Raw genomic sequence first — 23856 nt, 5'->3', positions numbered from 1 at the left:
GTGGCCGCCGTGGTCATGAACGTGTGCTCCGGTCCGTTGGATCTGGTCTGCCAGGTCACCGACGCCGTGCAGGGCGCGGCATCCGACTACGTCCTCGGCGGTCTGGGATCGGCGTTCGTCGCCAGCGCGGCCGAGGTGGGCCAGCTCGCGCTGACGGCGTTGGATGCGACGACGGCGATCGACCTCGGTGCGACCTGGTTCCGGGCGAACGTCGCGGTGATCGCCTCGATCGCGCTACCGGCGGTCGTCGGTTTGTTCGTCATCCAGGTCCTGACCTCGGTGCTGCGGCGTGAGCCGCGTGGTCTAGCGCGAGCTGTCGTCGGTGTTGGCAAGGCCGTGCTGGGCGCCGCCCTGGCGTTGGCCCTCACCCAGGTGGCCCTCACCCTGGTCGATGCTCTCTGTGGGTACATCGCCGGCTCTGCCGGCTACACGGTCGGCTCGGCCGCGGCGCGGTTCTTCCGGTTCAGCTTCCTGACGGGCTTGTCGCCGGCGCTACAGCTGCTGCTTGGGCTGCTGTTGATGGTCGGGTTCGTGCTGCTGTGGGGTGTGCTGCTGTTCCGCAAGGCGGCGCTGATCTTGGTGGCGGTGTTCGCCCCGCTCGCGTTCGCGGGGTCGGCGTGGGACCAGACGCGGGTGTGGACGCGGCGGTGGCTGGAGGTCGTCGCCGCGCTGGTGTTCTGCAAGGTCGTCATCGTCGTCACGTTCGTCGTGGGCGCCTCCGCGTTCTCCGGCACCGGGCCGACCGCCGACTCAGCGACGGCCAGCACCGACAGCCCGGGGTTGTCCGACCTGCTCGTTGGCGTGCTGCTGCTGGCGATCGCGATCTGGGCGCCGTGGTTGACGTGGCGGTTCGTGCACTGGTCGGGGCTGGAGGCCGCGACCGTGATGCACGCCAACATGGCCGCGAACCCGATCAGCCGGGTCGGGCAGTCGGCGGCGAATACCACCAAGCTTGCGGCCCAGCACGTGGCGCTGTCCGCGGCCACCGGCGGTGCGGGCAGCGCCGCCGGTGCGGCCCGAGGCGCAGGGGCAGTGGCCGGGGGCGCGCGCGCGCTCCGTCCGCCGGCGCAGCCACCGACCGCGGTGAGGCCCTCGACGGGTGGTGAGGATCGATGAGCGCGTCGCAGTCCGGGCCGGGGACGGTCTTTGGTCGGCTCGAGCGTCGTGGCGTCCTGCTCGGCCTGTCGGCTTCTCAGCTGGTCGTCATCGGTGTGGCCGCCGCCGTCGCGGTGACCGCGGTCTACTCGGCCGGTAGCGGGGCCCTGCTCCTGTCGGCTCCGGTGTGGGTGGTGCTGCTGGTGGTGGGCACTGTCTCCGTCGGCGGCCGCCCGCTGGTGGGCTGGCTCCCGCTTGTGGCCGCGTGGCTGGGTCGTCGGCTCCTCGGGTCGACGACCCGGGCGCAGAGCACCCGCACCGCAGCCCTCCCCAGCAAGCTCGTGCTGCCCGGCGTGGCTGGAAACGTCGAGCTGGTCGAGGATCCCCGACTCGGCGGCGTGCTGATCGTCGACCGGCGGGTGGGGACCGTGACGGCGGTTCTGGCCGCGAACGCGTCGGGGTTCCTCATGGATGACGGTTCGATGCAGGAGCACAAGGTCGGCGGGTGGGGGCGGGTGCTGGCCGGCGTGTGCCAGCAGTCGTCGATCGTCCGGGTCCAGATCCTGGTGCGGACCGTTCCCGGTGGCCTCAGCCCGGCGCGGCAGTGGTGGCGCGAGCACCGAGGCACCAGTGGGAGCCCGATCGCGGACGCGGTGGCCGCCATGTTCGACGACGGCTTCCTGGCCACCCGTCGCCGGCAGACGTTGCTCGCAGTCGCGGCTCGTCTTCCTCGCGGCCACCGGCGCGGTCCCGGGGGAGGCCTTGAGCCCGTCGTCGCGCAGTTCGGCGCCGTCGCTGCGTCGATGCGGGCCGCCGACCTGAACCCATCCGCCTGGCTCGACACGGCCGCCCTGGCCGAGTTGCTGGCCAGCGCCTACGACCCGGCGGCGGCCGCACGCCACGAGGGCCTCCCCGCCCGGCCGGTGCCGCCGGTGCCCGGGGCCGCCGAGCGTTGGGCGTCACTGGCCGTCGGGACGGCGTTCCACGCCACGTACTGGGTCAGCGAGTGGCCGCGGTCCGCAACCCACTCCGCGTTCTTGCAGCCGCTGCTGCTGGGCGATACCGGCACTCGCGTTCTGAGCGTGATCGCTGAGCCGCTGTCGACCGTGCGCGCGTTGCGGGAGATCCGCAAGGCGAAGGTCGAGCACGCCGCCGACGCCGCCCAGCGGCAGCGGATCGGCCAGATCGAGGACGAGGCGACCCGGGCCGAGGTGGCCGACCTGCAACGTCGCGAGGCCGAGCTCGTCGCCGGCCACGGCGACCTGCGCTTCACCGGCCTCGTCACGGTCTCGGCGAGCAGCGAGGCTGAGCTGGAGGACCGGTGCGTGGCGCTGGAGACGTCCGCCGCGCAGGCGATGTGCGAGGTCCGACGCCTGGTCGGCCAACAAGGTTCCGCCTTCCTCGCCGGTGCCCTTCCGCTGGCCCGGGGTGTGCTGTGAGCGCCCGGTTCCGCGGCCACCCCGGCCGCTACTCGGCCGGGCCGGCGCTGCGGCTGCCCGCGCACCGCGCGTCCTCAGCGGTCCTGGCGGGGGCGTACCCGTTCCTGGCCCCGCAGTCGGTGGATCAGGGCGTTCCAGTGGGGGTGGACCTGCTCAGCGGCGGCCCGTTCTGCGTCGACCCATGGACCCAGTACGCCGACGGGACCCTGACCAACCCCAACATGCTGCTCGCCGGGGTGATCGGGCAAGGCAAGTCCGCCCTGGCCAAGTCGCTGGCGCTGCGCTCGATCGCCGCCGGCCGGACCGTCTACGTGCCCGGGGACCCGAAGGGGGAATGGGCCGTCGTCGCCGAAGCGGTCGGCGGCACCGTCCTTCGCCTCGGACCGGGTGCACCGACCCGGCTGAACGCGCTGGACGTCCTCGGCGAGGACCGGCACGCTCTGCGGGCGCAGCTGCTGGCCGGCGTCGCGTCAGCAACGCTGCACCGGGACCTGTCCGCCGCCGAGCACAGCGCCCTGGACGCCGCCCTCACCCACCTCGCCGGGCAAGGCGCGATCACGCTCCGCGACGTCGTCGACGCCCTGGCGATTCCCGACCCGCGCCTGGCCCGGGCGGACGGGCTGCGCGTGCAAGACCGCGCCGCCGACGGCCGGGACCTGGTCCACGGACTGCGCCGCCTCGTCTCGGGGGACCTGGCCGGCCTGTTCGACGCCCCGACCACCGCCATCCTGGATCCGGCCGCACCGATGGTGGTGCTCGACCTGTCAGCGTTGGGGTCCGACGACGACGCCCTGGCGATCGCGTCCACATGCGCCGCCGCGTGGGTCGAGGGCGCCTTGGCCTCCTCGACGAACCCACGGTGGGTGATCTACGACGAGGCATGGCGGCTCCTGCGCCACCCCGGACTCATCCGGCGCATGCAGGCGCAGTGGAAGCTGTCCCGGGCCTACGGGATCGCCAACCTCCTCGTGCTGCACCGCCTGTCCGACCTGGACGCCGTCGGCCACCGCGGGTCCGAGGCCCGGGCGCTGGCCGAGGGGCTGCTGGCCGACTGCTCGACCCGGGTGATCTACCGGCAGGAGGCCGACCAGCTGCCCGCCGCGGCGGCATCCCTCGGGCTGACCGAACCCGAGCGGGAGCTGCTGCCGCTGCTGTCCCGCGGCACCGGGCTGTGGAAGCTACCCGGCCGCAGCCACATCGTGCAGCACGTGCTGCTGCCCATCGAGGAGCCGCTGGTCGACACCGATGCCGCCATGCGCGCCGGGGGGTGGTCCTGATGCTGCGATCCGACGTCGAGCAGCTGGCCGAACGGTCGCTGCTGCGCGGCCTGATGGACGACCCCACCCCGGTCGAGGAGATGCGCGGCTGGTTGCGGCCGGGGGACTTCGCGGACACCTGGCACCGTGCTCTCTACACGGGGGTGATCGAACGGCAGGTCGCGGGGGAGCCCGTTCACCCGCAGGCGATGGCCGACGCGCTCGTCGACCGGCTCGGCGCACGGCTGGCGGACCGGCCGCGGTTCGCAGCGCTGATCACTGCCACTCCCTACACACCGAACACCCTGGCGTACGCGCGGATGGTGCTGGACACGGGACTGCGACGCGAGCTCGTCGGCCTGGGGGTGCTGCTGCGGGCCGCCGCGGTGCAGTCCGCGGCCGACCGCACCAGCGTGCCGCTGACCACCACGTGCAACCTGGTCGACGTCGGCCTGGACGCCGCCGCCAGCCGCTGGGCCGCCGCCACCGGCGCCCCACAGCGGCAGGACAACGTCGTGCCGTTGGCGCTGCGTGCGGCGTTCCGCAACGGCGAGGCGCAGGAGGGTGCCGCCCGCTACCTGGATGCCCACCCGGGGCGAGACGTCGACGCTGAGCGCAGCCACGTCGTCGAGCTCGTCGGCGCCCTGATCGCCCACCCCGAGACCGTCGCGCAGGTCGCCTCGTGGTTGCCGATCGCCGCAATCGCCGATCCGGGGTGGCGGCTGATCTACGGCACGACGATCGAGCTGACCGAGCTGGGTGAACCCATCGACCTGGTCAGCGTCGCATGGGCCGCCCGCCAGCACGCGCAGCACGGCCCCGCCCTGCCGTCGCTGGAGGAGCTGGGCCAGGCCGTCGAGGCCGGCTGGTACGCCTTCCCGACGGTCACGGCCCGCACGGTCGCCACCGACCAGGCCCGCCGCCTGGCCGACACCGGCGCCCACCAGCTGCAGCAAGCCGCCGCCAACCCCGGCGTGCTCATCGGAGACCTCGTCGACACCGGCCACACCCTCACCAACGCCCTGCGCCGCACCGCAGCAGCTCTCCCCGTCGACCACGACACGACCGCCCGCGTCGTCGCCATGCCTGCCGTGGCCCGCGCCCAGGAGCTCGCCCGATGAGCGCCCGGCCACCGGTCAACCGCCAAGGGTTCACCGGCGGCGGGGTTGATCTGACCGGGTGGGCGCTGGCTGCGCTCGGTGGACTGCTCGTGATCGCGGGGTTGATCTGGACCGGCGCGTGGGTCGGGTGCGCACTGACCGGGCGCGGGGCGCCTGACGCGGGACTGCTGCCCGCCCTGACCTCCCTCGCGCACGCCGGCGACCCAGCCGTCGCGTGGCCGGACCGCAGTCAGCTGCCGGGACCGGTTGCCTACTGGTCCGGGACCGCGGTGGTTCTGGCGCTCGTCGCCGTCCTCGCCGTCGCCGGTCGGCGGACCTATCGGCGACTGTCCGGGGCGGGCAGCGAGGCGAACCGGCTGCGGCACCTGCCCGGCACCGCCCACCCTGCCGAGGTGCACCGGGCCGCGGACGCTCGCGCCTTGCGGGCACGCGCCGCCATCGTCCGACCCTCCCTGGACAAGCGCGCCGAGCCTCGCGAGGTCGGGTACCGGCTGGGAGCCCTGCGTGGGCGTGACCTGTGGTGCACGGTCGAGGACTCGGTCCTGCTGGTCGGCCCACCCCGGATGGGCAAGGGCCTGCACCTGGTGATCCCGTGGGTTCTGGACGCCCCCGGCCCGGTCGTGACCACCTCGACCCGCCCCGACACCCTCGCCGTCACCCTGCGCGCGCGGCGGCGGCACACCGGACCGGTCGCGATCTTCGACCCCCAGCACCTCGCCGGCCTGGCCGGGGGACTGGCCTGGTCCCCGATCCGCGGGTGCGAGGAGCCGCACACTGCGATGGTCCGCGCCCGCGGGCTGGCCGCCGGCGCCGGCCTGGGCAAGTCCGTCACGGACGCGGACTTCTGGGCCGGGCAGACCGAGACGGCTCTGCGCTGCCTGCTGCACGCCGCCGCCCTGGACGGGCGACGCACCATCGACCTGTACCGCTGGTCCCTGAACCCGGCACTGGCCGAAGACGCGATCGCCATCCTGACCCGCTCGTCTCCGGCCGAAGGATGGGCCGATGCCCTCGACACGGTCGTCCACTGCGACCCGCGCACCCGCGACTCCATCTGGCTCGCGGTCCGCCAAGCGCTCAGCGCCCTGGCCGCCCCGGACGTCCTGGCGGCCCTGGACCCCAAACCGGGCACCGAGTTCGACCCGGCCACGTTCCTGCGCGAGTCCGGCACCCTGTACCTGCTCGCGTCGTCGGTCGCCGCCGCCTCGTGCGCCCCGCTGATCGCGGCCTTGGTCGAGGACATCACCGAGTCCGCCCGCGCCCTGGCCGCCCGCGCACCTGGCGCGCGCCTCGACCCCCCGCTGCTGCTGGCGCTAGACGAGATCGCCAACCTCACGCCCCTGCCGTCGCTGCCGTCGCTGATGTCCGAAGGCGGCGGGTCCGGGATCACCACCCTGGCGGTATTGCAGTCCCTGGCGCAGGCCCGGAACAGGTGGGGCGAGCACGCGGCCGACACCCTCTGGGACGCCGCCACGGTCAAGGTCGTCCTCGGCGGGCTGGGCAAGTACCGGGACCTGGACGAGGTCGCCCAGCTGCTCGGCCACATCGACGAGCTCGTCGAGACCCGCACCGCCGGCCGCGGCGGCGACCGGTCCTCCTCCACCTCCGTGCGCTCCGTACCCGTCATGCCCCCCGCCGTGCTGCGCACCCTGCCGTTCGGGACCGGGGTGCTGCTGCTGCGGCAGACCAAACCCACCGTCATCGACCTGCACCCCTGGACCGCCCGCCGCGACGCCACCCAGCTGGCCGCCGACCGGACCGTCGTCGACCACGCCACCGCCACCGGAAGTCAGGTACCCGCATGATCGGCAAGCTCCTGACCGGCGCCCTGCTCGTCCTCACCGTCCCGGCCCTGGCCGCCGTGACCGCCCTGTCCGTCGGCACCAGCACCCAACGGTGCCTCCCCTCGAGCAGCCAATCGCCAACGCCGGAGGCAACCTTCACTGCCGAGGCACTCGTACCGGACTCCGGGCCCACCAACCCACCAGGCCCGGCCAGCGGCGCGTGCGTGCCCGACCTGGGTACCAGCCCGACCCCGGCAGCCATCCCCGCCGGCACACCCGCCGACGTCAGCGCCGCGGTCCGCACAGGGCTGGCGTACGTCGGAGTGACCAGCGGGTGGTACCAGCGCTGCGACCAGCTCGCCTGCCGCGCCTACGGATACGCCAACTCCGGCTACGTCTCCGCCCATACCCACTGGCTGGCCATGCTCGCCACCGGCCACGCCCACCCCGGCGACCCGTGCCCGCCCCTGGGTTCGTTCGTCTTCTTCAACACCGGCCGCCCCGATGGGCACGTCTCCCTCGTCGTCCAAGCCGACCCCGGCCGGTGCGACCCGAACGCCATCCATGTCACCGCGAACGAGATCTTCGACCACGCCACCGGCAACCACGGCGGCGTCTACCAGCTGTCCCTGGCCCGGCTCGAAGCCATGTACCTGGGCGGGCACGGGTACCTCGGGTGGTCCGACCCCGTCTGCGCTGGCGCCTTCATCCCCGCCGGAGCGCGAGTCGTCCCGGCCGGGAGCTGACATGCGCGCCACCGGCGGTCCGTCCACCGAGGAGAAGCTCACCGCCCTGCACGCTCAGCTGGTCGACGCCGTCGCCGACCTTGTCCACTCAGAGAAGTGGGCCCAGATGCTCACCGTCGCAGCCCGGTTCACCACCTACTCAGGTGGCGGAGAAGGCATATTCGAACGCCGTGAGCTCTCTCCCACCTGTGCGAATCCCGCCATTGAGATGCTGTGGGCCCAGAGCGGTGCTTGCGTCGCGGTGGGAACCCTGGCGGGTGTCAGCGATCTCGATACAGCGATGTGATCGGCTTCAGGATGGCGACAGCACGGCCGTCTCCTCGGAGCGCTCGTTCACATGGCTGACGCTTGTGAGAGCAGGTGCCGGTTGCCGGGGACGAGGCCTAGGTTCACAACACCAGCTTGCTCAATTGTCTGATAGTTTGTTCAGATGTTCAGTGAACGGGCTCAGGCGACAGAGGGCGAGCACTCGTGTGCGCCCGGGTCCGGGTCGGAGCGGATTGCGTCCCTGACCCGCGCGCTGCCACCCGAGTTGACTGTGGAGAACCTGGCGGCGGTCTTTGGGTTGTTGGGTGACCCCGGCCGGGTGCGGCTGCTGATCACACTCCTGGAGGGCGGCGAGGTGTGCGTGCATGACCTGGCGGCAGTGACAGGCCAAAGTGAGTCGGGGGTCAGTCACGCTCTGCGGCTACTCCGTGCGCACCGGGTCGTGGTCGTGCGGCGCAGCGGGCGATCGGCGTTCTACCGACTCGCCGATGGGCACGTCCGCATCCTGCTGGACGTCGCCCTGACCCACCTCGGACACGCGCCCGCGGCGCGGGCGGTCCGGACCGACGAGCCCTCGTCAGCCGCCGCCGCAAGCAGAGAGGCTCTTGCATGACGCAGGACCAGCAGCTGTCCACGACGCTCACGTGCCCAAAGTGTGGCTCGGACATGCGCCAGTACGAGCGCAACGGGGTGATCATCGATCAGTGCACCGGCTGCCGGGGCATCTTCCTGGACCGAGGTGAGCTTGAACGCCTCACGGAGGCTGAGAGCGCGTACTACGGCTCGTCCCGTTCCGCCGTCCCGCAGGCCCCCGAGCGGCGCGAGTACGAGGACCGTGGACGTGAAGAGCGCAAGAGTGGACACGGGTCCGAGCGGAAGCGTCGCCCGGGCGGCTTCCTCGGCGAGTTGTTCGACTGACGATCCGATGACAACCGATCCCGGCACGGACAATGGCCCCTGCGATGACAGCAATCCGCCCACCAACGGCGACGGGCACGCGCACGGCCCGCGGATCGGCAGCGCAGGCTCCCGGCACCAGCGGCCGCTGGCGATCGCCTTCGCCCTGACGGCGGGCTATGCCGTCGTGGAGGTCGTCGCCGGCCTCACCACGGGGTCGCTCGCCCTGATCAGCGACGCCGCCCACATGGGGACCGACGTCCTGGGCCTCGGGATGGCGTTGGCCGCGATCCAGCTGGCGAAGCGCCCGGCAGCCGGCGGGCGGACCTACGGCACCTACCGACTCGAGGTCCTTGCCGCCGTGATCAACGGGCTGCTGTTGTTCGGGGTCGGGTTCTACGTGCTCTACGAAGCGGTGCAACGCTTCCGGAACCCACCCGAGGTCGCCGGCATTCCGATGCTGGTGGTCGCCTCGATCGGCCTGGTCGTCAACATCATCTCCTTCTGGCTGCTGACGGCCGGGTCCAAGGAGAGCCTGAACCTCAAGGGCGCCTACCTGGAAGTGCTCTCCGACATGCTCGGCTCCATCGGGGTCATCGTCGGCGCCATCATCATCACCGTGACCGGGTTCCGCTACATCGACGCGATCGTCGCGGTCGGGATCGGGCTGCTGATCCTGCCTCGCACCTGGAACCTGATGCGCCAGGCCCTGCGGATCCTCATGGAGGTCGCGCCCCGCGGCATCGACGTCAACGCAGCCACCGCCGAGCTCGCCGCCCTGCCTGGGGTCCGGGAGGTCCACGACCTGCACATCTGGACGCTGACCAGCGGGATGGAGGCCGCGACCGTGCACATCGTGGTCGAAGACGACGCCACCTGGCACCGCGTGTTGGACCGGACACGTCGGATCCTCACCGAGAAGTACGCCGTCACCCACCCCACCATCCAGCTCGAACCCGCAGATCACGTCGAGGCACCTGTCGGCTTCTGACCGGCGCGCGCCTGCAAGCTCGTGCCCGCCGGCCATTCGACTGCCGGGACCTCACCCGGTAGGACGATCCGCCCGTCGGCGGCATGCCCGGACGCAGCATTAGAGTTGCCTGCTAGTATCGTCATGTGACGATCACAACTGGCGGAAACGATGCGACTCGCGTGGAGCCGTCTGCTGGCGGGGCGGCGGCGTTGGCGCCAGCGGCGGCGTTGTTCCACTCCTTGTCCGACCCGGCGCGGTTGGCCGTCCTGCAGCATCTGACCAACGGCGAGCACCGGGTGCGTGATCTGACCGATCACATCGGCCTGGCGCAGAGCACAGTCAGTGCGCACCTTGCCTGCCTGAAGGAGTGCGGCCTGGTCGACTCGCGCCCGCAGGGTCGGGCGTCGATGTTCTTCCTGACGACGGCACCGGAGCTTCTCGCGGTCCTCGCGGCGGCCGAGCGGCTGCTGGACGCGACCGGGCACGCGGTCGAGCTGTGCCCCACCTACGGGCTGGGCCAGACCGGCGCCCGGACCTTGATCACGACGAACGACGACACACTCGAGGAGAGCACCCGATGAGCGACGCCTGCTGCGCCGACCAGACCACTACCGGCGCGGTCGAGGACGACGATGACGACGAGGTGACCAGCATCTGGGGTGTGCGCGAGATCCGCGCTGGCATCCTGGCTGGCGCGCTGCTGGCCGTCGCCTTCGTGCTGGGACTGGGCGGTCAGGATGGGTGGGCGCTGGGCCTGAACATTGCCGCCCTCGTGGTCGGGGCGAGCACCTTCGTGCCCGAGACCCTGAAGAAGCTGGCGCGGGGCAAGATCGGCGTCGGCACCCTGATGACGATCGCCGCCGTGGGAGCGGTGGTCCTCGGCGAGTTCGCCGAGGCCGCGACGCTCGCCTTCCTGTTCTCGTTGAGCGAGGGGCTGGAGGAGTACTCCCTGGCCAAGACCCGCCGCGGCCTGCGCGCCCTGCTCTCCCTGGTGCCCGAGACCGCCACGGTCCGACGCGACGGGATCGAGCAGGTCATCGACCCGGCCGACCTTGTCGTGGGCGACGCGATGCTCGTCAAGCCCGGCGAGCGGCTGGCCACCGACGGCACCATCCGTACCGGGCGCACCACCTTGGACGTCTCGGCCATCACCGGTGAGTCCATCCCCGTCGAAGCCGGACCCGGCACCCAGGTGTACGCGGGGTCCATCAACGGCACCGGGGCCCTGGAGATCGAGGTCACCACCACCTCAGAGAACAACTCCCTGGCGCGAATTGTGCACATCGTCGAGGCCGAGCAGTCCCGCAAGGGCACCACCCAGCGCCTCGCCGACCGGGTCGCCAAGCCGCTCGTGCCCGCCATCATGATCGTCGCCACCCTCATCGCGGTCATCGGCTCCCTGCTGGGCGACCCGGGCCTGTGGATCCAGCGCGCGCTGGTCGTCCTGGTGGCCGCATCCCCGTGCGCCCTGGCCATCTCCGTACCGGTCTCAGTCGTCTCCGCCGTGGGGGCGGCCAGCCGGTTCGGGGTGCTCATCAAGGGCGGCGCCGCCCTGGAGACGCTCGGCGCCATCCGCACGATCGCCCTGGACAAGACCGGCACCCTGACAGCCAACGCACCCGCCGTCGTCGAGGTCGCCACCACCACCGGACACACCCGCGAGCAGGTTCTTGCCCTGGCCGCCGCCCTGGAGGCCCGCAGCGAACATCCCCTTGCCAGGGCGATCCTCGCCGCGGTCAGCACCGTGCCCGACGCCGCAGACGTCCAGGCGGTTCCCGGCGCCGGCCTGACCGGCACCATCGACGGGCGCCTGGCGAGGCTGGGCCGACCCGGCTGGATCGAGACCGGGGACCTGACCGACGAGGTGCAGCGGATGCAGGAGGCCGGGGCCACCGCGGTCCTGGTCGAGGATGACGGGCAGGTGATCGGCGCGATCGCGGTGCGCGACGAGCTGCGCCCCGAGGCGTCCGCCGTCGTCGCCGAGCTGCACCGCCAGGGCTACACCGTCACGATGCTCACCGGCGACAACACCGCCACCGCGCAGGCCGTAGCCGCCCAGGCCGGCATCACCGACGTCCACGCCGAGCTGCGCCCCGAGGACAAGTCCACCCTGGTCGCCGCGCTGCGCACCACGGCGCCAACAGGGATGGTCGGCGACGGCGTCAACGACGCCCCTGCCCTGGCCACCGCGAACCTCGGCATCGCGATGGGCGCGATGGGCTCCGACGTCGCACTGGAGACCGCGGACGTCGCCCTGATGGGTACGGACCTGCGCGCCCTGCCCCAGGCACTCGCCCATGCCCGACGAGCCCGGCGCATCATGCTGCAGAACGTCGGGCTGTCCCTCGCCCTCATCGCCATCTTGATCCCGCTGGCCGTGGCCGGGGCGCTGGGGCTGGCCGCCGTCGTCCTGATCCACGAGCTCGCCGAGGTCGTCGTCATCGCCAACGGCGTGCGCGCCGGACGCACCACGAACCTGCACACCACGAGCGCCGCGACCAGCACATCGAACCCGCAGCCTGCGATGGCCCGATAGAAGCCGATCCCACCCAGGCAGCCTTTGTCGGGCCGTCTAGGCTCTCGGCCATGCCGATCGCCAGGCCCGTCGCCCTGTTCGTCCTGGCCGCGATCGCCGAGATCGGTGGCGCCTGGCTCGTGTGGCAGGGCGTGCGCGAACACCGCGGCCTGCTGTGGGTGGGCGCCGGGGTGATCGCGCTCGGCCTGTACGGCTTCGTCGCAACGCTGCAGGCCGACGCGAACTTCGGCCGCATCCTGGCCGCGTACGGCGGTGTGTTCTTGGCCAGGTCGCTGACCTGGGGAATGGTGGTCGACGGGTTTCGTCCCGACCGCTACGACGTCATCGGCGCGGCGGTCTGCCTCGTGGGGGTCGCGGTCATCATGTATGCCCCCCGAGGGGCCTGACCAGCTTTCTCGCCGATAGCCGCGACCGGAGGCATCGTCTGGCGCGTCGCCAACCGAAGGCGAACCGACCAGACAGGCACAACTCAGCTCGCGGCAGTCACGTCGCCCGGTCGGCTGCGTAGTGCGCCCAGTCGCCGCCGGCACGGGTGGTGTGCCGGACCACGTGAGAGGTTCTGAGGCCCAGGACCCCGGCGAGCATGGCTGGCGGGATCTCGGTGCTGAGCTGGTCGAGGGCGGCCAGCCGGGTCCGGCGCGGTTCGATGCCGATGGTGCGCAGCCGGCGTCCAATGCTCGCGGCAGTGAGGTGGCGTCCGGCGCGCTGACCCGGGAACAGCCAGTCGCCGGGGAGCTGCTCGGCGACGCCTTCGCGTCGACGCGAAGGTAGCGACTGGATCAGGGTCGCGAAGGGTTCGGGGAGCTCGAGTCGGTCGCCGCCGAGGCGTACGGTCACGATGGTGCCATCGGTGGCGATGTCCCTGGTGGTCAGCGCGCAGATGCGCACCAGGGGTTGGGCGTAGAGGACGACGAGGGCGCCGGCGACGCGGTCGGCGGTGTCGAGGGTGTCGTCTCGGACCAGGCGGCGGGCGATGGTCCACCGCCGTTCGGGATCGGTGTGCAGGTCGCTTCGGCCGCTGGACGATGGCGACAGGATGATCGCCGGAGGCAGCACTCGGGTGCGCCTGGCCCAGGTCAGGAATGGCCTGACCTGGTGGGGTCGGGTGCGGGGGCTGGCGAACCAGCTGTCGATGTCGCCCTGGTGGATGCTCGCCAGGGTGCGGTGGGTGGCTTCGACGGTGGCCAGGAACGCGATGACGGAGCGTAGGGTGCGACGCGCGTTGGCGACGGCGGCGCCGATGTCGATGTCGATGTCGATGTCGACGGTCCCCGCCTGGTGGTGGCGCAGGCGCGGTAGGACCTGCCAGCGCAGCCAGCTGCGCACGATCCGTGCGTCGTTGACGTCCAGGGCGGCCAAGATCTGGTCGCTGTCCTGCTGGAGTCGGTCGATGAGTCGGCCCCGGTCGGGGTCCAGCGCGCCGGTGGCGAGCAGGAGGTCGCGCAGGTGCTCGACGGCCCTGGTTGGGGGTTGGGCGTCCATGGTGGCGTGGGTCAGTGGCAACTGCCCGGAGTCGAGCGCGGTGAGCAGCGAGGTGATCGCTGGTCGGCGCAGCCAGCGGCGGGTGGTCATGGGCTCGGCGGCCAGGATCGGCGCACGCAGAGCGTGCAGGGCTCCGGGCGGGTGGTCGGCCAGCAGCCCGTCGACGGTCCGCCCCAGCGCGCACGGGCCGCACAGCTGCTGTCCGGCGAGCGTGGTCAGGTGCCGGTTCTGGTGGCAGTCGGCGCAGCGGCGCGCCGCGCGCTCCCGACACCAACGGCACCACCCCCGGTTGTCGAGGACCCGGTCCGGCTCGTTGCAGCCCGTGCACGTGCCCCGACGCCGGTGAGCGTCGCGCCGGCACCGTCCGCACACGCGTTCATCCTCGCCCCGTGCGGGTCTGGCGCACTTGGGGCAGTGCCGCGCGCAGGCCCGACACCGAATCCGAAGGCCGTACACGCTCGCGTCGCTGCCACAGGGCTGCTGGCAGAACTGGCACGAGGGCCAGGGCAGGTCAGCGCCCGCGGTGCGCAACGCGATGACGAGCCGGGCCACGAGGAACGGGAGCCCGGGGTCGGTCAGGCGGTGTTCTGCGAGCAGTCCGGCCAGGACCCACAGATCGCGCACGCTGGGCGCCACGGTCGCCAGGACGTCGGCGACTTGGGCGCGGTCCAGTGACACCTGCCCGGCCAGCGCGTACGTGAGCTGCTCGAGCGCCTCGGTCCGTTTCGCCTTTGCGCGGAGCCGGTCGGTGCAGCCGCGGCAGCGCGGGTGACCGGCCTGGTCGCACGCGTAAGGGCGCCGCCGCTGACCGCACCCGGCACACATCTGCGTACTGGTGCGTCGGGCGTAGCACGCGGAGCAGATCACTGCGCCGCCGGGGAGCTGCTGGTGCGCGGGTCGGGTCCGCCCGCAGTCCCGGCAGGTCGGGTGGATCGACCTGATCGCCTGCGCGCCCCGCCGCGACCAAGGCGCCGACGAACCGGTCCAGGACCGGCGGCAGGCTGGTCGGGCCGGTGGCCAGGACGCCGGGGTGGGTGCACAGGTGGTCGGCGAGCTGTCCCAACCGCCGTCCTTCGGCCATCTGGTCGATGACCCGAACGACGGCGGCTTCGCCCAACGCCGGTTCGGCCGCCGCGACGGCGGCCAGGATCACGGCACGGCGCCGGGCGGCCAGCCAAGCCGCGGCCACCGTGCGGTAGCAGGCGTCGCACCACGGCGCGCCATCGCCATTGCGGCCCACGAGCTTGCGGTGTCGACCGCACGTAGCGCACATGCCCTGGTGGGCGCGGGCCACGCACGCCGTGCAGATGCGTCCGTGCGGGCCGTAGCCTTTGAGCTTGACTTGCCGCCCGCAGCCGGCGCAGGGCGGATCACTCACGGTCGCGGTGGATCTCGGCTCGCCGCGGAACCCGTCCCCGCCCGCCGTCCGCGGGCCCGGTCACTGCTGGTCCGCGGGTGCCGGTTGCCCGGGACCGGCGGGTCGCAGCGACCGGTTCGATCAGGTCATTGGGGCTGCAGGCCAGGATGTCGCACAGGGCCATCAAGGTGCGCAGGCTCAGGCGTTCGGGGGTCTGGGTGACCAGGCGGTAGACCTGCGCGGCCGACAGCACCACGCCGCGCTCGGCCAGCAGCGGGACCAGGTCGGTGGTAGCGAACATGTTCTGTTCGGCCATCCGCAGCCTCAGGTGCCAGGCGTATCCCAACTTGCGGGCGGGCGTCATCGCGGTGCTCCTGTCTGTCACGGCATAGCCGGATCGGTGAACGCCCGGCTCAATGCCCGGCGCAGCGCCTGGTTCTTGTAGTCCGAGCCGACCGTGGTGTACCCGGCCGTCGTCGACCCCCACGAGTGGCCGACCTGCTGCTGGACGAACAGGTGGTCGAACCCGTCCTCGATCAGGTGGGTGATGTAGGAGTGGCGCAGGCAGTGCGGTCCCAGCTCGCCCGGCAGACCGCACTGGTCGCGGTAGGCCGCGAACCGGGCGTTGATGTGATCGGTCGAGATCGCCGCGCCCCGCTCGGTCGGCCACAACGTCGTCGACGCGGAGGCGTAGCCCGGGCGAATCTCCTCGACCCACTCGGCGAGAGTCTCGGCGGCCCACCCCATCGTGGTCAGCACGGTGCGCCGGCGCGGCGTGCCGCCCTTCATCGCCTTGCCGTAGCGGACCGAGACCGCGCCGTACCGGCCGAACTGCTCGGCGTGCGGGTTGGGCGACAAGTCGGCCAGGTCCAGCATCGCCACCTCCCGGCGACGCAGCCCGAAGGCGTACACCGTCTTGAACAACGCCGCGTCACGAAACGCCGCCAACCAGCCCTTGCGCCCGGACCTACCCACCGTCGCCACCCGCTCGTCGCAGTAGTCGAAGAACCTCTGCAGCTCCTGGCGGCTGAGTGGACGGTTCCCGGGCCGGGCCTCGCTCTGGTCGCGGTGCACGGCGGTGTTCCACTCGTGGAACACCTGCACCGGGTGGGTGCCGAACCGCTGCTCACACACCTCGTCCCAGCCGTACCGACGATCGGTCACGTACCCGCAGAACAGCTGCACCGCCATCTGGTAGTTGCGCAGCGTCGAGTGCGCCAGCCCCCGGCCGACCAACGCCGTCGTCCACTCCTCGACATCGCCCGGGGTCCACGTCCACGGGTAGGCGTTGGTGAACGCGACCAGCCGGCGCACCAACAACACCCGCTGCTCGATCGTCGTCGCCGCCAGGAGGCGCGACGTCTGCTGCGCGACCCAGCCCGCCAGCATCGCCTCCAAGACCGCCTCCTCCGGGGCGAGGAACGACACCCCGGACGCCAACACCGACACCGCCGAGCCAGCCACCACCCCCCGAACCGATCGATCAGCTCGCATCCAACTCCACCCCAGACCGTCGTGATCCGATGACCGTATCACTCATCAGATGCACGATTGCGAGCGCCGTCCGTCGTCCAACGCCCCCGGTCGACGCGTCTCAAGAGACCCGCCCCGCGCCCGCGGAAGGGCGACCAGCCGCCCCGTCCCAGGTGCCCGCTGCTCGGGTTCCAGCTGTTCGAAGCGGCGAACGTCGCCAACTACTAGATGTCGTGGTCCGCGCGTGTGTCAGACCCAAGTAGTAGTGTGTGAGAAGTACAAGCGTGTAGTTGCAGTCACGTGATTCACCGTCACGCCACGTCGAACCGTGAGCCGGGATGCAGGCGATCCGACGCGCCGCCATCCGATTCGCAAAGGGAACCTCGCCATGACGCAACTCGCCGCACCGCCCGCACTGGGCGGGCTGACCCACCTGCTCGACGAGGGCCTTGCAGCGCTCGACATCACCCAGTCCGACCATGACCGGGCCGTGCAGCGCTACGAGGAACTGGCCACCGTCCTCGACGCACGATGGGCACCAACCTGCGGTAGCAACGCGGTCTTCCCGCAAGGTTCCTTCAGGCTCGGGACGGTCGTTCGCAACATCCAGCGTGACGACGACATCGACATCGACATCGTCGCTCTACGCGACATCACTCGGGGCGCCATCACGCAAGAGCAACTCAAGGACGAAGTGGGAGACGCGGTGCGGACATACGCGCGTCGGCCCGTCAGTGACTTTCCCGAAGTCGAGGAGAGTTCCCGGTGCTGGACGCTGACCTGGCCGGACATGCACATGGACATCCTCCCGGCCATCCCTGGCGACGACGCCTCAGGGGAGGCGCTGCTGATCACTGATAGGGACGTTCGCTCCTGGCTCGCGTCGAACCCCGTCGGCTACAGCCGCTGGTTCAGTGGCCGTACCCAGGTCGCTGAGTTGGGCCACAGGGTTGAGGCCAAGCGCCTTGAGGTCCAACCGGTACCAGAGTGGCGACGGCGCGCGCCGCTGCAGCGGGTAGTTCAGGCGCTCAAGCGGCACCGCGACGTGTACTTCGAGGATCGACTTCACGACCGCCCGTCCTCCATCGTGATCACGACCCTCGCAGCGCACGCCTATGCCGGAGGAGCCGACCTGTACGACGCGCTTCGTCAGGTGGTCCTCGACATGGACGGCCACCTGGAGCGGATCGACGGCACGTGGGTCCTGCGGAACCCCGCCCAGCCGGACGAGAACTTCACGGACGCGTGGGCAGCGGAACCCGAACGCGCGGAGCACCTCTTCGAGTGGCTTACCGCTGCACGGGAGGCGTTCGCACAACTGGAGGCGACGTCTGGATTGCAGCACACTATCCCGCTGCTCGAAGGCGCGTTCGGCAGCCGGTTTGCCAGCGGGGCAAGCCGTGGGCTGGCGGACCTCCTCGGTAGTTCACGGCGAGACGGCACCCTTCGCATGTACGAGGGCGGCGCCCTCGGGACTGGAGCTTCTGGCCTCGCCTCCACTGCGTCGCGCCCCGTGAGGAGCCATGGCTTCGCCGGCGGCCCCACGTCGAACTGACGTCAACTTGCCTCTCCAGGCTCTGTCTCTCAGCCGAGCATTCCCAAGAGGTGCGATCCGTTTGTCGGCGCAACGTCTGGTCTGGGAATGCGCCGTGCGTCCGGCTCCGACGTGCAGCGAATACATCGTGCGCCTCGAAGCGGGCCCCGCCAAGATGCCATCGATCTACGTTCAAGACCCCGAGCTGGTTCCCAACGGAGACGGTCTGCTGCCGCACGTCTACGAAGATGGAAGCCTATGCGTCTCGAAGTTCGGCGATTTTCACCCCGGGATGCTGTTCGTCGACTCTATCGTCCCGTGGACGAGCGAGTGGCTGATCTTCTACGAGTTGTGGCGAGCGACCGGCCTTTGGTTCGGTGACGGGGCCGATCAACTCGACGAAGACGCACAGTCCCAGGTGCTTCACCCGTACCGTGCCCGCCGGTCACTCCCGGACCAAACGAGTGGCCTTAGGTGAGGCCGGCTGTGGCGCGTCCCCCCCTTGATCGCTGCACATTTAGCCGAGTGGGCCGACCGAATCGAGGAAGCAATGGCAGCACCGAGTGACAGCGTCGACCGACTCCGGGATGCGGTACGGCGCGAACTCGAAGACATCGCTGAAGACGTCCTGTGGACGGAGAAGGCCCACTTCGCCCACGCCCACGATCTGCATCGGGTCAACTTATGGCTGGGCTTGACCTCAACTGTTGCGGCCAGTATCGCAGCTGCGACCGTTGTTGCCAAGATCGCACCGGTCTTGACCGGGATCGCGGCGGTAATTGCAGCAATCACGTCCGGGCTGTTGACCTTCCTCCAACCGAGGGACACAGAGAAGCGTCATCTAGACGCCGCAAGGAAACTGGGAGCTCTGCGAGTCAAGGCCCGCGAGGCGGTTCGCTTGGACTTGTCTCCGGCCTTCGACCCTGACCCGTCGAAGTGGCGCTCCATTGTCGATGTCATTGCCACGGAGAAGTCCCGGATAGACAGCGAATCGCCCGGCATATCCGATCGAGCGTTCGAGCGCGCCCGCGCGAAGATCGAAGCCGGGCACTTTGACCATGAGTCGGACCAGCACTGACTCCGTCCGCTTCCCAGGAGGCCTCCTCCCGGCGACGTGGTTTGGGAATTCAGCCGCTGGACCGATGTCATGGCTTGCGAAGCTCCGTGCGGCCGTGCAGATGTGCCGCCGCGTTCCAGATGTCGCCTCCACAGTTCTGTTTGCGCAGTGCGATCTGCTGGTCGTAGCTGCGCCACCCTGTCCCTGTCACCCTGATCCCCGACGCGGCCGCGCTCTGCAGCAGGCTGGAGAGCGCGCCGCTGAGGCAGGTGGACCTGGATGCCACCGACCACGACGGTGCTGGAACTTGGGACGGGGCCGGTGACGTCTGCGCAGTTCGACGACGCGGGGCAGGCTTCTCCGGGGCGATCGGCTGGTAGCGCGAGCGCGGTGATCCATGACCGCCCATCGCCGACGAACCCCGCGGCAGTCCGCGCGCGACCGGGAGACCCCCGCGAAGAAACCGCGTGGGGTCATCCCGTCGCGCGAGGTCAGCCGCGGACACCTTTCGCGCCGTGTCGTGCGAGGGGAGCGATCCAGCCGACGTCATCCGATCACCACACGTGGGGTGCGGCCCTCACGAGCCGGGGTCATCCAGGCGCACGCTGGCGATTCCGAGACTGACCACGCCGTCGCGGCGCGGGCGGGCGACTCGGTCCGATAAGGCGTTGGGTCGCGCAGTGAAGGCAATATGCGGAATTTCACCGCGCGGGATGCTTCAGACGCTGTTCGGCGGTCCCCGAAAGTCGGGGGAACAGGCCGGCGGGTGCAATTACCTACTGCAGTACGTCGGCGGCCGACAACGGCTTCTTCATGCCAGGTTCATCTATCAGAGGCGCGGTGGTATCCCGGTCGGCATCCGAGGCGGGCGACCCAGTCGCTGATGCGAGCGCGGGCGAGGGCGAATCGTTCGTGCCAGAGCAGGGGGGCGTCGTGGGGTGCGGTGGTCGCGAAGGAGCCTTGCCAGGACAGGTGCAGGGCGGAGAGCTCTTCGATGAGTTCGGGGTGTTGGTGCCAGCAGTCGGGCACGGTGCGGTGGTCGAGTCGGTAGCGGTCGGCGAGCCAGAGCACCCAAAGGTCGAGTTCTTCGAGGAAGAGGTGTTCGTCGTTGGGTGTCTGGGCGGACCAGGCGAAGACGACGGGTGGTTGCCGGGGCTGCGTGAGGCGCGGTGGCGGGTAGAAGCCGTCGGGTTCGGCCATGGCGGTTGCCTCCTAGCGCGACATGGTTGGGGTTGATCCGGGGCCGGCGCCGCGGTTGGCGGTTGCGGTCCGGAGTCGGTCCTGGTGGGCGGCGGTGGTGGTGATCTCGGCGAGCCAGGCGGCGTGCGCGGCTGCGTTCTGGGGTTCTGGCCCGAGTCGGTCCAGCCAGCGGGGGTGGGTCTGCAGGGCGGTGTCGGTCAGCGCCTGCATTCGCTCGTCGAGGAGCTGGTTGACCTGGGCGAGCAGGTCGCGCCCGGCCGGGTCGAGCCCGGCGGTGCTGGGGACAGCGCAGACTTCGCCGCCTTCGCCGTGTCGGTTCAGGTAGGCCCGAGCACCGGCAAGCAGGGCAGATCCTGGCTCGGCGTGCGGATCCAGCTCGGTGATGAGGCCGCCGATGACGGCGTCCGGGTCGGCGGCCAGCAGGGTGAGGGTGTCGAGCGCAACGAATGCCCGTCCTGCGTCGGGAGAGCGGGTCAGCCCGTCGAGGGCTGCGGTCGGCATCCCGAGGTTGGTGAGCTTGTGGGTCCATCGGGCTTGGGCGGCGTCGGCGTACAGGGTGCGGGCGATCGGTTCGAGCCGTCGCAGGGACGTCGCGTCGTCTTGCCGGGCGGCGGTGATAGCGGTGGCGGACTGTTCGGCGCCGGTGGTGGTCAGGATGCGGGTGAGGATGTCGTGGGCGTCGAGGGCGGCGTGCGGGTCGGGCAGGGTGTCGCAGTCGGTGTCGAGGGTGTCGGTGGCGACGTAGAGGTGGTTGGTGTCGCGTCCGCGGGTCATGGCGACGTAGAGGTTCTCCCGGCTCATGCCGGCGTGGGTGAGCACGTGCGCCCGGTCGACGGTGATGCCTTGGGCGCGGTGCGTGGTGGTGGCGTAGGCTAGCTCGACGTGGTCGGCGACATACGCCGCCGGCAGCTCGACCGGGGTGGTGTGCTGCGAGCCGGCGGTGCCGACGACGCCGCGGCGGGCCAGCCGGGTGCGTGCGGCGGCCACGGTGAGGGACCCGTCGGGGTGGACGTGTTGGACGTCCCACAGGTCCCCGTTGCGCACGTACCCGCCGGGGGCGGCCAGGTGCCGGTTATTGAGGCGGGTGACGATCCGGTCGCCGACGCCGATCGTGGTCCCGGTGCGGGTGGTCAGGCCGCCGGGTGCGACGAGGCCGTCCTGGACGCGGTCGTTGTGGGCGCGGGTGTTCAGTGCGGTGACGGTGGCGGTGTCGGGGGCGAGCAGGACGGTGGCGTATCCGGCCGCGACGTCGGCGGACCAGGCGGTGTAGGCCTCCTCGAGCATGGATTCCCCCGGGCCGGCGTGGATCCGTCCGGCCTCTTGGTAGGTGTCGAGGATGCGGGGGTTGCCGTCGCGAAGGGCTGTGGTGGCGGCGGCTTCCCAGGGGTGGGTGAACCGCCACAGGCTGCGCAGCCGGGCCCCGCCAGTGCGGGTGGCGAGCAGTCCGAACGCGCCGCCGGCCTCGACCGCGGACAGCTGGGCGTGGTCCCCGACCAAGAGCACCTTGGCCCCAGCTCTGGCGGCCTGCCGAGTCAGCTCGTCCAGGGCGAGGGTCCCGGCCAGGGAGGCCTCGTCGACGATGAGCAGCTGGTCCGGGTGCAGGGTCCAGTGCGTCTGGTGGTGGTGGTAGTCGGCCAGGGCGGTGTCGATAGTCCGGAGCCGGGTCAGGTTGCCCCCGCTGGTGCGACTGCGTAGCTGGGCCAGCTGGTCGATGACGGCGGCCCGGGTGCTGGCGCCGGGGCCGGTGGACTCGTGCAGCCACTTGGCGGTGTTCTCGCAGCTGATCCCGAGGGCGGCGGCGAGGTTGGCCGCTGCGGTTGAGGAGGGCGCGAGCCCGATCACAGATCCGCGCCCGTGGGTCCGTTCCCAGACGGTGCGGACGGCGGCCAGCGTGGTGGTCTTGCCCGACCCGGCCGGCCCGACGAGCAGGTCGACCAGGCGGCCTGACCCGGCGATCGCGGCGACCGCCTCCGTCTGGTCGTCGGCGAGGCGGTCACCGGTGGTGCCGGGGAGGGTGAGGGCGTCGTCGAACACGGGGGCGGTGGGGGCGCTGGTGTCGGTGGCGGCGTTCAGGAGGCGGGTCTCGGCGTCGAGGATGACCGTGTCGGTGAACGTGTGCTCGTCGGGCCGGTCGAACACGGTGGCTCCCTCGCGGCCGGCGTACCGGCCGGTGGCCTGCAGCACGGCGGGGGCTTCCAGGCTGATGCAGCGGGACAGGACCGTGTCGGTGACCAGGTCCAGGACTGCGAGACGGTCGCGCGGGGACGCGGCGATCAGGGCCCGGGTGACGCGGGCGGCTTCGGAGAACACGTTCCACCGGGTCCAGGTCGAGCGCCGTTCTCGCACCCCGGCCAGCACCTGCCCGGCCAGCTCCTCGACCACCACCCGCGGGATCGCTGCGGCCCGCACGGGTCGCACCTGGGAGTGACGCAGGACGGCCGCGGTCAGGTCGTGCGGTGACATTCCGGTGACATCGGTGGCGCGGTGACGCCAGCGGTGCAGCAGGTCGCGTAGCGGTGTCACGGTCTTGGCGGGGCGGGTGGTGCGGGTGACGTGCTGGCGCAGCCGGGTGATCTCGATGCGGTTCGGTGCCCGCCCGTGCCCGGCGGCGAACCCGGCCACCGCGACGGTCATGGCCTGGTCGATCTGGGAGGTGCGTTGGGAGAACGCGGCCATCAGCTCCTTGCTGACCCCGTCCAGCTCGAACCCCACCGACCGGTGCGCGCCCCGGGACCGCCAGCCCCAGCGCACGGGCAGGCGGCGGGACAGCTCGTCGGCAAGGAACGCGTTGTAGGCCTCGGAGACCGCGACGACGGCGTGGTGCAGCGCGCGGGAGTCCACCGACCGCCACGCCCCGTCGGCGCCTTGGACCTTGTTGGCCAGGACCACGTGGGTGTGCAGGTTCGGGTCGCCGGCGCGGGAGTCCCAGTGGTCGAACGCGACCGCCAGGCACCCCTGGGTCGGTTCCTGCCGGCAGCCGCCGTGCCCGGTCCGGAGGTACAGGGCACGGTCCTGCAAGAAGCCCATGGCCTGCTCGACCGCGGCGGTGTGCGCGTCGGTGACCGCCTGCCGCGTGGTGTCGTCGGCCACCGCCCACAGGGTGGAGACGGACTTCATCACGGTGAACGTCAGGTCGAACCCCGCCACCACCGGAGCGGTGTCCCGGCCCAGCTCGACCCGGGTGATCGCCTCCAACGCCGCCTGCCGGGCCGCCGGTGACATGTCCGCGGGCAGGGCCTTCACCTGGGCGGTGACCCGGTCGGAGGGGGAGACGAAGGCCCGGTAGGGGCGGCCCAACGCCGCACCGGTCAGCGGGTTGAGCCCATGCGCGAACAGTCGTGACATTCCGAGCTCCTCCACGATGGCGCCGGCGACCAGTGCCGGTCGATCGCCTCCGGGATCGGTCAGGCCGGGCAGGCCGCGGCCGAGCCAGCGGCCGGGCGGGTTGCCCGACTCCAGGTAGTACGCCGTCACAGGCGCCGGCCCCGTGCGCTGGCAGTCACCGGTGGCGACCTGCCGCAGCAGGTACCGGTACCCCGCGCCGGCCGACAGCCGGTGCATCGTCATCACCACCTCCGACCACCCACCCCGGGCCGGCCGGGTCCGCGCGTCCCCATAGAAGCGGGAGTGCGGATCTGG

20 protein-coding genes are annotated in these 23856 nt (G+C 71.3%); 15 read left to right on the top strand and 5 right to left on the bottom strand.

Translation table 11 applies throughout. From position 1 onward, the window contains the following. The 13 genes from ACFQTY_RS14590 (at window position 1) to ACFQTY_RS14530 (ending at window position 12500) form a co-directional block, all read left to right on the top strand. The gene (locus tag ACFQTY_RS14590) at window positions 1-1116 is read left to right on the top strand and encodes a hypothetical protein (RefSeq protein ID WP_378101716.1); all 1116 of its coding nucleotides are present in this window, start codon (window positions 1-3) and stop codon (window positions 1114-1116) included. Further along, complete coding sequence (locus ACFQTY_RS14585) at window positions 1113-2534, top strand: SCO6880 family protein (protein ID WP_378101714.1); 1422 nt, start codon at window positions 1113-1115, stop codon at window positions 2532-2534. The genes ACFQTY_RS14590 and ACFQTY_RS14585 overlap by 4 nt, the downstream gene beginning before the upstream one ends. Then, on the top strand, window positions 2531-3811 hold the full coding sequence (locus ACFQTY_RS14580; RefSeq protein WP_378101712.1) for a VirB4 family type IV secretion system protein: 1281 nt from the start codon (window positions 2531-2533) through the stop codon (window positions 3809-3811). Before ACFQTY_RS14585 ends, ACFQTY_RS14580 begins: the two co-directional genes overlap by 4 nt. Next, a complete protein-coding gene (locus ACFQTY_RS14575; protein ID WP_378101710.1) occupies window positions 3811-4911 on the top strand; it encodes a DnaB-like helicase N-terminal domain-containing protein in 1101 nt (366 codons plus the stop codon). The genes ACFQTY_RS14580 and ACFQTY_RS14575 overlap by 1 nt, the downstream gene beginning before the upstream one ends. Then, window positions 4908-6716, top strand: a complete 1809-nt coding sequence (locus ACFQTY_RS14570) for a type IV secretory system conjugative DNA transfer family protein (RefSeq protein WP_378101706.1) — start codon at window positions 4908-4910, stop codon at window positions 6714-6716. Before ACFQTY_RS14575 ends, ACFQTY_RS14570 begins: the two co-directional genes overlap by 4 nt. Continuing rightward, complete coding sequence (locus tag ACFQTY_RS14565; RefSeq protein ID WP_378101704.1) at window positions 6713-7441, top strand: hypothetical protein; 729 nt, start codon at window positions 6713-6715, stop codon at window positions 7439-7441. The genes ACFQTY_RS14570 and ACFQTY_RS14565 overlap by 4 nt, the downstream gene beginning before the upstream one ends. Window position 7442: 1 nt before the next feature. Beyond that, the gene (locus ACFQTY_RS14560; RefSeq protein ID WP_378101702.1) at window positions 7443-7727 is read left to right on the top strand and encodes a hypothetical protein; all 285 of its coding nucleotides are present in this window, start codon (window positions 7443-7445) and stop codon (window positions 7725-7727) included. A gap of 144 nt (window positions 7728-7871) precedes the next feature. After that, window positions 7872-8321, top strand: coding sequence for an ArsR/SmtB family transcription factor (locus ACFQTY_RS14555; RefSeq protein ID WP_378101700.1), 450 nt, complete (start codon window positions 7872-7874; stop codon window positions 8319-8321). Then, window positions 8318-8626, top strand: a complete 309-nt coding sequence (locus tag ACFQTY_RS14550; RefSeq protein WP_378101698.1) for a zf-TFIIB domain-containing protein — start codon at window positions 8318-8320, stop codon at window positions 8624-8626. The genes ACFQTY_RS14555 and ACFQTY_RS14550 overlap by 4 nt, the downstream gene beginning before the upstream one ends. After that, a complete protein-coding gene (locus ACFQTY_RS14545; protein ID WP_378101695.1) occupies window positions 8565-9596 on the top strand; it encodes a cation diffusion facilitator family transporter in 1032 nt (343 codons plus the stop codon). Before ACFQTY_RS14550 ends, ACFQTY_RS14545 begins: the two co-directional genes overlap by 62 nt. A gap of 161 nt (window positions 9597-9757) precedes the next feature. Next, the gene (locus ACFQTY_RS14540) at window positions 9758-10159 is read left to right on the top strand and encodes an ArsR/SmtB family transcription factor (RefSeq protein ID WP_378101693.1); all 402 of its coding nucleotides are present in this window, start codon (window positions 9758-9760) and stop codon (window positions 10157-10159) included. After that, complete coding sequence (locus ACFQTY_RS14535) at window positions 10156-12114, top strand: heavy metal translocating P-type ATPase (RefSeq protein WP_378101691.1); 1959 nt, start codon at window positions 10156-10158, stop codon at window positions 12112-12114. The genes ACFQTY_RS14540 and ACFQTY_RS14535 overlap by 4 nt, the downstream gene beginning before the upstream one ends. Before the next feature lie 50 nt (window positions 12115-12164). After that, the gene (locus ACFQTY_RS14530) at window positions 12165-12500 is read left to right on the top strand and encodes a YnfA family protein (RefSeq protein WP_378101689.1); all 336 of its coding nucleotides are present in this window, start codon (window positions 12165-12167) and stop codon (window positions 12498-12500) included. Between the two features lie 97 nt (window positions 12501-12597). Here ACFQTY_RS14530 and ACFQTY_RS14525 read toward each other — a convergent pair whose 3' ends face one another. From ACFQTY_RS14525 to ACFQTY_RS14515, 3 genes are all read right to left on the bottom strand, one after another. Continuing rightward, complete coding sequence (locus ACFQTY_RS14525; RefSeq protein WP_378101687.1) at window positions 12598-14463, bottom strand: hypothetical protein; 1866 nt, start codon at window positions 14461-14463, stop codon at window positions 12598-12600. A gap of 503 nt (window positions 14464-14966) precedes the next feature. Next, on the bottom strand, window positions 14967-15317 hold the full coding sequence (locus ACFQTY_RS14520; RefSeq protein ID WP_378101685.1) for a helix-turn-helix domain-containing protein: 351 nt from the start codon (window positions 15315-15317) through the stop codon (window positions 14967-14969). Between the two features lie 17 nt (window positions 15318-15334). Beyond that, entirely contained in the window at window positions 15335-16396 is a 1062-nt protein-coding gene (locus ACFQTY_RS14515; RefSeq protein WP_378101833.1) for a tyrosine-type recombinase/integrase, read from the bottom strand. A gap of 418 nt (window positions 16397-16814) precedes the next feature. Here ACFQTY_RS14515 and ACFQTY_RS14510 point away from each other — a divergent pair, with 418 nt between their 5' ends. Together ACFQTY_RS14510 and ACFQTY_RS14505 are read left to right on the top strand one after the other, a co-directional pair. Beyond that, entirely contained in the window at window positions 16815-17981 is a 1167-nt protein-coding gene (locus ACFQTY_RS14510) for a cyclic GMP-AMP synthase DncV-like nucleotidyltransferase (protein WP_378101683.1), read from the top strand. A 529-nt stretch (window positions 17982-18510) separates the two neighbouring features. Further along, on the top strand, window positions 18511-19038 hold the full coding sequence (locus ACFQTY_RS14505; protein ID WP_378101680.1) for an SLATT domain-containing protein: 528 nt from the start codon (window positions 18511-18513) through the stop codon (window positions 19036-19038). Between the two features lie 801 nt (window positions 19039-19839). Here ACFQTY_RS14505 and ACFQTY_RS14500 read toward each other — a convergent pair. Both ACFQTY_RS14500 and mobF read right to left on the bottom strand, forming a co-directional pair. Continuing rightward, window positions 19840-20217 carry a hypothetical protein gene (locus tag ACFQTY_RS14500; RefSeq protein ID WP_378101677.1) on the bottom strand — a complete coding sequence of 126 codons (378 nt, stop codon included), beginning with the start codon at window positions 20215-20217 and terminating at the stop codon, window positions 19840-19842. 12 nt (window positions 20218-20229) lie between these two features. Further along, entirely contained in the window at window positions 20230-23784 is a 3555-nt protein-coding gene (mobF, locus tag ACFQTY_RS14495) for a MobF family relaxase (RefSeq protein ID WP_378101676.1), read from the bottom strand. Window positions 23785-23856 lie beyond the last annotated feature (72 nt).

The organism is Cellulomonas sp. T2.31MG-18 (assembly GCF_964266755.1).
Classification (GTDB): domain Bacteria; phylum Actinomycetota; class Actinomycetes; order Actinomycetales; family Cellulomonadaceae; genus Cellulomonas.
This window is presented reverse-complemented; position numbering and strand designations above follow the sequence as displayed.